The following is a 12,245-nucleotide window of genomic DNA, read 5'->3' on the forward strand; positions in this document are numbered from 1 at the left end:
ATTCTACTTCTAATGATTATTGATATACGTTAAACGCTGACTAATATCGAACGCTTTCACCGAATGTGTTAGCGCTCCAATGGAAATATAATCCACACCAGTCGCAGCAATTTCTTTCACAGTATCAAGTGTTACATTGCCCGATGCTTCAGTATGAGCTCTCGAACCAATAATTTCCACGGCTTTGTTCATCTGCTCAATACTCATATTATCAAGCATAATGACATCGGCCCCAGCGGCAAGCGCTTCTCTTACCTGATCTAAAGTCACAGTCTCTACCTCAACTTGAATCTCAGGACTGGAGTTTCTAATCTTCTGAACTGCTTCTGTGATATTCCCTGCTGCCACAATATGATTATCTTTAACCATAGCCATATCGTAGAGTCCCATGCGGTGATTCGTTCCGCCACCGGCCTGTACGGCATATTTATCTAACTGCCGAAAGCCCGGAACCGTTTTTCGAGTATCTAAAATTTCTACAGAATATTCATCAACAGCATCTACAAACTTTTGTGTCATAGTAGCAATTCCAGACATTCGCTGAGCTATATTCAAGGCAATCCGCTCGGCGGTCAAAAGTGCTCGGGCTCTTCCTTTTAGAGTAACGATTTCAGTACCTTCGTCTACTATAGTTCCATCTTCAACATTCGGTTCCCAGACTACTAAAGGATCCAAATATTCAAACACTTGCTTTGCAACATCGAGTCCTGCTACAATCCCCTGCTCTTTTGCCACCCAAACGGCACGTGCCTGCTGCGTTTTATCAACAATAGCATTTGTAGTTACATCGCCGGATTGTACATCCTCATCAAAAGCACGATCAATCAGTGCTTCAACAACTACATTATCAACTGTTATAGAATCTAAGTTATTCGTCATACTGATAAAACCTTAAAACGTTCTCTATAAAATGTATTGTGATTACTTTGAGGATCCAATTCAGGATAGTCGGTGCGTGTATGCACCCCACGGCTTTCTTCACGCTGCAGGGCTGACATTGTTATAAATTTTGCAATCTGTAACATTCCTTGCGAACGCAAAGTGTAATATTCATTTTTGCTCGATGGTAAATTCATCTGCAATTGATCGAACACATCATAAGCCTCTTCCAAACCTTTTTTATGGCGTTGGATTCCTACATGCTTACTCAATATGTTGGAAACGTTCTGTTGTAACTCAGAAAAAAGTGGCTCCAACTCTTTGTTTACTTCAAAACCACCTGGAACAGAAGTCACGGTGACAGTCCGATCATTTGTAACTGCGTGATCGATCGCTCGTTTACTAAACACCAAACATTCGAGCAACGAATTGCTTGCCAATCGATTAGCCCCATGGACTCCTGTTGCAGCCACTTCACCACAGGCATAAAGTCCCGTTACGGATGTTTGCCCATCTAAATCAGTAGCAATACCGCCAATACAATAATGGGCAGATGGAGCAACCGGAATACCTTCACATGTTATATCAACTCCTTGATCTTCAATTCGCTGCATTAAAGAAGGAAAATGATTTCGCAATTTATCAACATCCAAATGACGAACATCCAGATACACAAATTGGGATTTATGCTCTTGGATCTGTCTGAATATTTCTTGGGAAACGATATCTCTCGGGGCCAGTTCTTTTTGGGGATGATCATTCATAAACCGTTCACCGGCTTCATTATACAAACGAGCTCCTTCCCCACGGACGGCTTCACTAATCAAAAAGGTAGTCCCATCTTCGGCGTAAAAAACAGTAGGATGAAATTGGATAAATTCTAAGTCCTTAAGCTCGGCACCCACATTGTATCCCAGCCACAGTCCATCACCGGTTGAGGTGTGTGGATTGGTACTGCGCTGATATAGTCTCGAATATCCGCCGGTTGCTAAAATAGTTATGGGACTTTGCAACGTCAGCAATTTTTCATCCTGATAACAATAGGCCTTAGCTCCAAAACACCCATCCTCATTAATCATTAACGCATAAACAAAAGTGCTCTCAATAATTTCGATATTAGGTTGGTTGATAACCTGAGCCATCAAGAAATCAATCAATGCTTTTCCGGTAGCCGCTCCATTGGCATGTAACACACGCCGATTGGAGTGTCCTCCTTCCAGACCGAGTTCAAGCTTACCATTTGAGCTATCAAACGCCATTCCTCTATCAATTAACTCTCGAACCCTTTCTGATCCCTCTTTAACTATAATTTCGACCGCTTGCTCATCACAATATCCGCGGCCGGCATCAAGAGTATCCTGTTGGTGACTTTCAAAACTGTCGTTGGCATCACATACAGCTGCAATGCCACCTTGGGCCCAGTAACTGCTACTGGCTTTAAGACTGGATTTGGTAACAAGAATAACTTCACCAAATTGACTGGCATGTAGTGCTGCATTTAAACCGGCAGCACCACTTCCAATAATTAGAAAATCTGTTGTAAAGATATTGCTGTTCACTTCTGAGGTATCACTAAATTTCCTTCCAAATATAAGGCTTTGAAATCAGCTCCCCTAACTTCTGTTTTAAGACATGGACTAAATAAAAAAGCCCCTCACCACATGGTGAGAGGCTTTTAACTGTCATTAAGGTCTGCTGTTATTCTTTGTCGTCTTCATCGACAACTTCAAAATCAGCATCAACGGCATCGTCTTCATCACCGCCGCCTTGATCAGCTTCAGCTCCCTGGGCTCCGTTTGGAGCACCTGCTCCGGCAGCAGCACCTGCTGCGGCACCGGGTCCAGCGCCTGCACCTGGCTGACCTTGTCCTTGAGCAGCTGACTGATAAATCTCTTGTGAAGCTTCTGACCATGCATTATTCAATTCTTCCATGGCATCGTCGAGTTCATCCACTTTTTCTTGATCGTGGAGCTCTTTCACTTTCTCAAGTGCAGCTTCGATCTTCTCTTTATTTTCATCAGAGATTTTATCTTCATGCTCATCAAGTTGCTTTCGTGTAGAGAACACAAGACTGTCGGCCTTGTTGAGTTTCTCGGCACGCTCGCGGATGCGTTCATCCTCTTCAGCATGCTCTTCGGCCGCTTCCTTCATTTTCTCGATCTCTTCTTCGGATAATCCGGAAGAAGATTCAATGCGAATGCTCTGTTCTTTGCCAGTACCTTTATCTTTGGCACTTACATTGAGCACACCGTCAGCATCAATATCGAACTTAACCTCAATTTGGGGAACGCCACGTGGTGCCGGTGGAATTCCGTCTAAGTGGAATCGTCCAAGCGTTCGGTTATCCTGCGCTTTGGCACGCTCACCCTGCAGCACGTGAATTTCTACGCTGGTTTGATTGTCAGCAGCAGTAGAGAATGTTTCCGTCTTGCTGGTTGGGATGGTCGTGTTTGCTTCGATAAGCTGCGTAGATACACCGCCGAGCGTTTCAATACCAAGCGACAATGGTGTAACATCAAGTAGTACAACGTCATCTACATCACCAGACATTACACCACCTTGGATAGCAGCACCCACGGCAACAACCTCATCAGGGTTTACGCCCTTGCTTGGATCTTTGCCAAAGAAATCTTTAACAACTTCCTGAATCTTTGGAATTCGGGTAGAACCACCGACCAATATAACCTGATCAATATCACTCTTACTCAAGTCGGCATCGCCTAACGCCTTCTTGCAAGGATCCATTGTCTTCTGAACCAAGTCGTCGATCATTTTTTCAAACTCTGATCGAGTAATATCTATATTCAGGTGCTTAGGTCCTGAATCCGTAGCGGTAACAAACGGTAAGTTCACATTCGTTTTTTGTGAGCTGGAAAGCTCAATTTTTGCTTTCTCAGCAGCATCTTTTAGGCGCTGCATTGCCATTGGGTCTTCGCGCAGATCAATACCTTCATCTTTCTTAAACTCTTTGGCCAAATGATCGATCAGACGAGAGTCGAAGTCGTCCCCACCAAGGTGTGTATCACCGCTGGTAGATTTCACTTCAAACACCCCGTCGCCAAGCTCAAGGATGGAAATATCAAACGTACCACCACCTAAGTCATAAACGGCAATCGTTTGATCTTGATCTTTCTTGTCAAGACCGTAAGCCAGCGAAGCAGCAGTAGGCTCATTAATAATTCGTTTTACATCAAGACCGGCAATTTCACCTGCTTCCTGCGTAGCCTTACGCTGCGCATCATTAAAATAAGCAGGAACCGTAATTACGGCTTCCGTAACTTTTTCACCGAGATACTCTTCTGCAGTTTGCTTCATCTTTTGAAGCACCATAGCAGAAATTTCCTGCGGAGCATACTTACGATCTTCAATCTGAACGCGCGCAGTATCATCATCGCCTTTAACGATTTTGTAAGAGGCCTGCTTAGATTCTTCTTTTACCTCATCAAAGAAGCGCCCCATAAAACGTTTAATTGAAGAAATCGTTTTCTCCGGATTCGTAATTGCCTGTCGTTTGGCAGGTGCGCCAACAAGACGTTCACCGTCTTTGGAGAAAGCCACAACCGATGGGGTTGTGCGTCCGCCTTCTGAGTTTTGAATCACAGTAGGCTCACTTCCCTCCATTACAGCAACGCAGGAGTTGGTCGTACCTAAGTCAATTCCAATAATCTTTCCCATAATAGTAGTTTATGATTTTTTGTTTTATTGTTAATTCTTTTTGCTCAAATTCTTGAACTTCATGTCATCCCGAACTTGTTTCGGGATCTCATTACGTTATGTGCTCAGTGGCTGAAACAAGTTCAGCATGACACTATTGTTTAAACTGTTTATTTGATCGGAATAGATTCTCCGTCATTGAGAACTTCCGACTTTGGCATTGTAATTGATAAAACACCATTGCGGAATACCGCATCTATTTCAGCAGTATTCACATTTTGTGGCAGCGCAAACGAACGTGAAAACACACCCGTTGAACGCTCCTGTCGGCGATAAACTTCAGAATCATTCAATTCCTCGGCCCGTTCGCCCTTCACTGTTAACACATGCTCTTTAAGAGCAATATTAATTTCCTTTTTCGACAAACCAGGTAAATCCAGTTTTATAATATAGGTTTCATCACTTTCCACAATATCGCAAGCCGGGGCAAAATCATGTCCGCGATCTTCGAGCGGTACAATCCGCTCAACAAACTCTTGGATATCTTTACCCAGCTTGTTTAGCTGTTGTTCGATGTCAATCGTAAAATCATTCATGGATTTACCCAATTATTTCAAATTCACTTTTATATGAGCAATCACAATGCCAACCTGTTTCGGGGGGATACTTTTATGACGTATTGGCATTATTACGTCATGAATAAAAATGAATTGTCAGATTTGCGGAATGGAAGATCAATTCGTCAGAAGTGCGACATCATCCCAAAAGGAAGGATAAGAAATGGCAGTACATTCGGCACCCTGTATTTGGGACGATTTACTTGCCATTAAACTAAGTACAGCAGCAGACATTGCGATACGGTGATCGTGATAACTGTTATACGTTGCTGCCTCAGGCATAAAATCGGGATCTCCCTTAATTTCGAAACCATCCTCATATTCAGTAAAGTCAGCCCCAGCTTTTTCCAATATTTCTGCCATAGCGGCCAACCGATCGGTTTCTTTATGACGCAGCTCTTCAGCCCCTGAAATCCGGGATATGCCATCAGCAAACAACATCGCAATCGTCAAAATGGGGAGTTCATCAATACAGTTGGGGACGATTTCTTCGGTTATCTCAACCGGTTGAAGGTCAGAACTGCAAACGGTTACATTCGCTACCGGCTCGGCCCCTTCTTTGTGCCTATTTTCGATAGTAATATCAGCACCCATTTTTTGCAGGATATCCAGCGCGCCCGTTCGGGTGGAATTCATACCCACATTGGGCAACACAATTTCTGCATCGGGATGAATTGCCCCAGCCACCAACCAGAATGCTGCCGCTGAAAAATCATTGGGGATACGATACGACTGTTCTGGAATCGTATCCTGTTTAGAGCTCGTAATAATTTTCTGATTTCCGTTTTTTTCAATCGGCAAACCTAACAAACGCTCCGTATGATCCCGACTGGGTAACGTTTCAATAACTTCGGTCTCCTCATCCCCAAATAAACCAGCCAACAGTACACACGATTTTAACTGTGCACTGGGAATAGGCAGCGGAAAATGCAGCGGCTTTAACGCATTAGACCGAGAGATGTGTAATGGAGCATAATCATCATTACGAGCATCAATAGTCACTCCCATTTCCGCAAGCGGGTCGATAATACGCTTCATCGTTCGGGCTGAAAGCGACTCATCTCCAATTAACGTTGCCGATACCCCGGCCCCGCCAACAATACCACTCAGCAGGCGCATGGTAGTTCCAGAGTTGCCGCAGTCCAGTGATTCATCAGGTTTAACGAACCCGCTTCGGCCAACACCTTCCACCACTATTTGGTCTCCATCCTCCTGAATGGAAACCCCCAGACCACGCATACAGTCAATTGTGCTGTGAGGATCAGCGGCATCTGAAAAATTTGTAATCGTTGAGGTTCCATCATGTAATGATGCAAACATGATGGAACGGTGGGAAATAGACTTATCTGCTGGTAGGTGCAGGGTTCCTAAAAGTGATTGCGCCGGACGTACTTGCTGATCCATAAACTACTGGTTATCCAAAAGTTGTTTTGCTTCTTTTGCCTGTGGGGTATCGGGATGGTTTTCAATTAACGTATTGAGTGTAGAACGCGCCTCTCCTCGCTGCCCCATTTGAATATAGCTTTCTGCTCGTCTAAGAAGGGCTTTTGCCACCCAATCGCTAAATGCTTCATACAAAATATTTACATTGGAATACGCTTTCACAGCCTGCTCAAAACTTCCCTGCTGCTGATAAATAATCCCTAAATAATACTGTGCTTCCGCTCCTATTTCTGTGGTATTTGATTCTGCAATGGGATTTAAAAACTCTTCCGCCCCCTCATACCGCTCTTCTTCAATAGCAACTTTAGCAAGGCCAACTTGAGCGGGAGCATATGCCGAATCATTTTCTAATGCAGACTGATACCACTTTTCAGCCTCGGCTAAGTTATTCATTGCCAACTGGGCATTGCCCATACCAATGTAGGCTTCCTGCCGATATTTGCCCCCCTCTTCTGCAAGACGTTCAAAATAATTAAACGATTCTTGATAATTCACACGGGAATAAGCAATTCGTCCTAATGAGGCCAATGATGGTCCAACTCGTTCTGAGCTCGGAAATTCATCCACGATCCGCTCGTACTCCTCAACAGCTTTGGCAATTTTGTCGGTTTGCTCGTAAGCATTGGCCAAATTAAAGTACGCATCAGGTAATAACTCTTGGTTATTCGTAATGCGGATATATTGCTGAAATTCATCGATCGCCGCTTGGTAGTTTCCTGATTGCATCCGGTTATCGGCCTGACGGAACCGTAATCGATCGGCCATTGAGGTTTGCGGATGATCGGCGATAAAATCCTCCAAAATAGCTGAACTCGAATCGGCTTGTCCCAACGACATCTGGGAATACTGAATGCCATTTACGGCCTCAATAATGTATTCACTCTGTGGATATTCTTGCATCACGCCTTTATAGGCCGCGATCGCTTCTTCGTAATCACCCGCATTATAGTACGCATCCCCAATATTGTACTGTGCCCGAGCTGCCCATTCCGTATTGGGATATTTATTAATTACTTCTTTAAACTCTTCGATGGCCTGCGTAAAGTTCCCGGTATTCAGATAAATATAAGCAATGTTATATTGGGCCTGCTCACGAAATTTACTATAAGGATAAATCCGTAAAAAACGGCGAAAGGTCGTTACTGCATCATAAGTTTCATCATCGCGATAATAACTATTCGCCATCTGAAACATCGCATAATCACCGCCAGGCTCGGCACCAATTGCTTCCTGATAATATGAAACAGCATTGTCATAATCGCTTATCGCGTAGTAGGCATCTCCAATGCGAAGCTGAGTATCGGTATCATAGGGATATAAAGCCACATCCGGGGCTTCATAATCCTCATAAAATGTTATAAACGGGTCGATGGCACGCTCATATTCTCCATTTTTGAAATAGCTCCATCCCAATGCATAGTTGGCCGGACCTATCATTTCATGATCCGGGTAGCGTGATACGAACTCTGCAAACTGTTGTGCAGCAGGACCGTAATCCTCCATTTTATAAAGCGCATCGGCACTCCAAAACAGTGCTTCCTGACCCAGTTTTGAATCGGGGGCTTCGCTGTATATCGATTTAAAAGTAGGTTGAGCTACTCCATACGCTTGATTGCTGTACTGCACCCACGCTTTTTGAAATTTTGCTTGCCGTTTAATTTGGGGATCCACATTCGTTACCTTCTCTGCGGCTTCAAAAGCCTGCAATGCCCGAGTATATTCTTTATTGGCAAAATAAGCCTCCCCTAACAACGTATAAACCTTTCCTTTCCAATCGAGCTCTTCATCACTTCGCACCAGCGGTAAAAGAGCATTAATTGCTTCAGTATGCCGTCCTACCTCGTAAGCTGTTACTGCCCATTCGTAATAGGCCTGTTCAACCCAAAGTCCCTCTTGAAAACGGTCCCCAAAAGTACGAAACGTACCGAGGGCCTCGGGATATCGCGAACCAAGTTTTTCATTTACCGCTTTGTAATACAGGGCCTTTCGGGCTGTCTCATCATTTCCTTCGGCAGCTTTACCAAATTCACGAGCGGCCCAGTGATAAATTTCTTGTTTGTGATACAACCAACCCAATCCATAGTGAGCTACCCGTACCTTGTCGCTGCCCTTATTCTGATTGATATATTGGAGGTAGTATTTGGAAGCCTCATCATAATTGCCCAAATAATTATGACTTTCGGCAATAAGGTATACCCCTTTTGAGCGTAGTTCCCCATCAAGATGCGGCATCGCGTTTTCAAGTGCTTCAATAGCCTTTTTATACTTTCCCTGCTGATAATATGATTCTCCTAATGCCGTACCCACTCGGCGGCTCATCTCATTATTAGGATACCGATCTTTCAAGATCTCAAATGCTACTGTTGCAGAATCATATTTATTTTCACTCAGGTATAACCGTCCTCGTGCATAAAGAGCTTTGGGGGCCCACTCAGATCGGGGGTGATCCTCGGCAAGCGTCATAAAATAGCTTCGGGCATTCACAAAATTGCTATCAGCGGCAGCCGCTTCTCCAAGCCAGTAATATGCTCGAGCGGAGTTCTTATCATTTAACCCCAGCTTTAATGCCCGGTTGTAATAATTCTCTGCATGTTTATAGTTGCCTACACTGTCAGCAGTATTACCAAGATCAAATAACAGTTTTGAAGAAAAATCAGAGTAGGGATATTCATCTATAAATTCTTCGAAAAACACCGTCTGGTTTAGCGAATCCATTTTGGCTTTCGCACGGACCAAATAGTAATTCGCTGAGGTAGCTAATTGATGCTCATTGTGCGAAGCTAAAAACTTTTCAAACTCAGCAGCGGCCTCTTCATAAAAGCCGTTATCAAAAAGCTCCCTCCCCTCATTATAGTCCTGCGAAACAGGTTGCTGTACTTCTTGAGCTTGTAATTGCAGAAATCCCAATAAAAAACCGACTAAAAATAGGCTTAGAATTCGGCGCACGTTAATCATTAATGAATAAAGTTCGTGTTTCAGTTATTACTGAATATATCAAGAGTTGCGTTTTTGTTCCGCAACAATGAGAGGGGAATCCGAAGATTATACATAGATTTACATGTCTATGTATTTTAACAGTTCGTCGGCCCGATACTCTAAATCATTTTCAAAAACCGTATTTTCCGACTCAGCCAGCACGCTATATCCATATCTTTTTAAAGCGGCTGTCACACGCGAAATATCCTTTAAATTAAGCTTCACTGATACCTCAAATGCCTGATGATTACGATCAGGCCGTTCTACCGTAATCCCCAATATTTTTGCTCCTTCCGTTTCAATCACTTGTACTACTTCGGATAACGAAAAATCAATGGGTTCAATTTCAATAGTCAATACTGACCCTGTTTGTTCCAGGTTCAACATGTGGGAAATGGATTCCAAAATTTTCTGTTTGGTAATCACACCTAAAAATGTTGACTCTTCATTGACTAACGGTAGTAGGTTAAGCTCATACTGCAACATCAACCGAGCCCCTTCAAAAACATGTTGCCCTTCAAAAAGTTTAATAAGTTGATCCACTTGGAGCTCAGAGACCTTCTGATCATCCTCAACTTCCGAAAGTTGCTCACTCCGAATTTGTCCCACTAATTTTTTTGTCGTTGGGTCTACCACAGGCAGCGCGTTTACTTGCTCATCGCGCATACGATTTCTGGCCTCTCCAACGGTATGACTACCTTTCAAGGGCTGGAACTCAGTTTTCGTTATGGATTTATTTGCAAGCATCAGTAGATAATATAATACATTTTATTACATAACCGATTCGGCAGTATCAATATTGTCAAGTATTGTATTAAGCCTCATCAGGTCTGCCTTGTCTATTCTAAACGTAACCTTTATATCCGAACCTACATATTTCTTTTCCAAAATATTCGCCTCGCGATGTAAAAAAGCAACGCCTTCATATTTCGCGGCCGGTATCATCATAGTTTCTGTTACGAAATCCTCTTCAATAAGTTCCTTAATTCTACCTTCTAACTTATCGAGTCCAATTCCCCGTTCGGCAGAAATAAATACTGCATCGGGGTAGGCCCTTTTAAGTTCAGTAATACGAGGAGCATCAATGGCATCCATCTTATTAAACACCAAGAGATTCTTTTTATCACTAACGTCCATATCCTCAAGCGTATCATCGACCACATCAATATAATCTTGGACCACCCGCGATGAAGCATCGACGACATGTAATAAAATGTCGCACTCACGAACCTCATCCAGCGTCGATTTAAAGCTGGCTATAAGATCATGAGGCAGTTTCCGTATAAAACCAACAGTATCTGACAATAGCGCTTCGTGGTTCCCGATTTCGTACTGCCGCACCGTCGAATCGAGGGTAGCAAAAAGTCGGTTTTCTGCCAATACTTTAGTATTCGTTAAGGCATTCATCAACGTTGATTTACCAGCATTGGTATATCCAACCAACGAAATACGCACTTTGTCTGACCGTCCCTTACGTTGTGTCTGTCGCTGCTGATCAATCTTATCCAACTTATCTTTTAACGTGGCAATGCGTTTATCAATCATACGACGGTCCATCTCAATTTGAGATTCACCAGGTCCACGCGTTCCAATACCCCCTTGCTGGCGGGATAAGTGTGTCCAAAAGCGGGTCAATCGGGGCAAGAGATATTGCAACTGAGCCAGCTCAACCTGCGTTTTTGCTGCGGCCGTTTGAGCACGCGAAGCAAAAATATCCAAGATTAAGCCACTGCGATCTAACACCTTGGCCTTGGTCTCCTTTTCAATATTCCGTATCTGTGTGGGGGACAGATCATCATCAAAAATAAAGGTATCGATATTTTTTTCGCCCTTCATAGACTTTAGCTGGCGCAACTTTCCCGAACCCACATAGGAGGAAGGATCAGGGTGCATCCGATTTTGCAATACCTTGTCGACCGTAACGCCACCAGCCGTATAGGTAAGTAGTTCAAGCTCATCTAAATACTCCTCAGCTTGCACGCGGGGAGTTTCAGGACCATACACACCTACCAAGATGGCCCGTTCCTGAACAATGTCTGAATTTCGTATCTCTTCGAACAAATGAGTAAAATCTAAAAGTTGATATTATAACTGTTTAAACTGCTGGATATTTATGTCATCCTTTACATAACAACGAATTCGCCGACCGAGTTTATGTGATATTAACTTCTGGAAATATTCCTTTTTGTGATTAGGAACCTGTAGCTCTAACCTCAACAAATCATCGACTTTACTGTATTTACCGGTATCATATATAAAAATATATTTAGCATGTGTGTCAGACTCTGTTTCTACAAAATCACAAATCTGATGCCAAGCAACTGTCTGGGATGGTTCATTAACATTTTTGACAATTCCGTTATCAGTAATAAATCGCTTTGCAGCAAAATAACTGGTAGTAAACCAACAAAAACCAAGCCAGCAATATAATCCTGCCAAAATCATTGCATTCATCGCCCCCTGATAAAACGCCAGGGCTCCGGCAGCAAATACTGTTATCATAAATAACGTTGAAAAAAGCGGGTATCCGCCTAATTTGCCGGTTTTCCAACTGAGCCGCACATTACGCAACCGTACAACATTAATTACAGATACTGTAGCCAAAATGGCAGCACCCAGCGTGAAAACACTCAGCACAAACAAAAAAACGATATCAGCATCAAGATTAATCATATC

9 protein-coding genes are annotated in these 12,245 nt (G+C 43.2%); all 9 read right to left on the minus strand.

Annotated features, from left to right (window positions below; all coding sequences use genetic code 11):
- Positions 1–9: 9 nt before the first annotated feature.
- Entirely contained in the window at positions 10–879 is an 870-nt protein-coding gene (gene nadC, locus AAFH98_RS14685; protein ID WP_342523600.1) for a carboxylating nicotinate-nucleotide diphosphorylase, read from the minus strand.
- On the minus strand, positions 876–2,438 hold the full coding sequence (gene nadB, locus AAFH98_RS14690) for an L-aspartate oxidase (RefSeq protein ID WP_342523602.1): 1,563 nt from the start codon (positions 2,436–2,438) through the stop codon (positions 876–878). Before nadB ends, nadC begins: the two co-directional genes overlap by 4 nt.
- A 139-nt stretch (positions 2,439–2,577) precedes the next feature.
- Positions 2,578–4,554: a molecular chaperone DnaK gene (gene dnaK / locus AAFH98_RS14695; RefSeq protein WP_342523604.1), complete on the minus strand. Its 1,977-nt coding sequence runs from the start codon at positions 4,552–4,554 to the stop codon at positions 2,578–2,580.
- A gap of 149 nt (positions 4,555–4,703) precedes the next feature.
- Positions 4,704–5,129 carry an Hsp20/alpha crystallin family protein gene (locus AAFH98_RS14700; protein WP_342523606.1) on the minus strand — a complete coding sequence of 142 codons (426 nt, stop codon included), beginning with the start codon at positions 5,127–5,129 and terminating at the stop codon, positions 4,704–4,706.
- A gap of 138 nt (positions 5,130–5,267) precedes the next feature.
- Positions 5,268–6,554 carry a 3-phosphoshikimate 1-carboxyvinyltransferase gene (aroA, locus tag AAFH98_RS14705; protein ID WP_342523608.1) on the minus strand — a complete coding sequence of 429 codons (1,287 nt, stop codon included), beginning with the start codon at positions 6,552–6,554 and terminating at the stop codon, positions 5,268–5,270.
- A 3-nt stretch (positions 6,555–6,557) separates the two neighbouring features.
- Positions 6,558–9,548 (minus strand): tetratricopeptide repeat protein, encoded by a 2,991-nt coding sequence (locus AAFH98_RS14710; protein ID WP_342523610.1) that lies wholly within the window; start codon positions 9,546–9,548, stop codon positions 6,558–6,560.
- Between the two features lie 99 nt (positions 9,549–9,647).
- Positions 9,648–10,316 carry a CBS domain-containing protein gene (locus tag AAFH98_RS14715; RefSeq protein WP_342523611.1) on the minus strand — a complete coding sequence of 223 codons (669 nt, stop codon included), beginning with the start codon at positions 10,314–10,316 and terminating at the stop codon, positions 9,648–9,650.
- Between the two features lie 24 nt (positions 10,317–10,340).
- Positions 10,341–11,630 (minus strand): GTPase HflX, encoded by a 1,290-nt coding sequence (gene hflX, locus AAFH98_RS14720; protein WP_342523612.1) that lies wholly within the window; start codon positions 11,628–11,630, stop codon positions 10,341–10,343.
- 24 nt (positions 11,631–11,654) lie between these two features.
- Positions 11,655–12,242 carry a hypothetical protein gene (locus AAFH98_RS14725; RefSeq protein ID WP_342523614.1) on the minus strand — a complete coding sequence of 196 codons (588 nt, stop codon included), beginning with the start codon at positions 12,240–12,242 and terminating at the stop codon, positions 11,655–11,657.
- Positions 12,243–12,245 lie beyond the last annotated feature (3 nt).

Origin of the sequence: Fodinibius sp. Rm-B-1B1-1 (assembly GCF_038594945.1) — a bacterium.
GTDB lineage: Bacteria > Bacteroidota > Rhodothermia > Balneolales > Balneolaceae > Fodinibius > Fodinibius alkaliphilus.

Bases quoted from the DNA above. Each gene is read 5' to 3' on its own strand.
- aroA (WP_342523608.1), bottom strand. From the start codon at position 6,554: ATGGATCAGCAAGTACGTCCGGCGCAATCACTTTTAGGAACCCTGCAC.
- AAFH98_RS14715 (WP_342523611.1), bottom strand. From the start codon at position 10,316: ATGCTTGCAAATAAATCCATAACGAAAACTGAGTTCCAGCCCTTGAAA.
- AAFH98_RS14700 (WP_342523606.1), bottom strand. From the start codon at position 5,129: ATGAATGATTTTACGATTGACATCGAACAACAGCTAAACAAGCTGGGT.
- AAFH98_RS14725 (WP_342523614.1), bottom strand. From the start codon at position 12,242: ATGATTAATCTTGATGCTGATATCGTTTTTTTGTTTGTGCTGAGTGTT.
- AAFH98_RS14710 (WP_342523610.1), bottom strand. From the start codon at position 9,548: ATGATTAACGTGCGCCGAATTCTAAGCCTATTTTTAGTCGGTTTTTTA.
- nadC (WP_342523600.1), bottom strand. From the start codon at position 879: ATGACGAATAACTTAGATTCTATAACAGTTGATAATGTAGTTGTTGAA.
- dnaK (WP_342523604.1), bottom strand. From the start codon at position 4,554: ATGGGAAAGATTATTGGAATTGACTTAGGTACGACCAACTCCTGCGTT.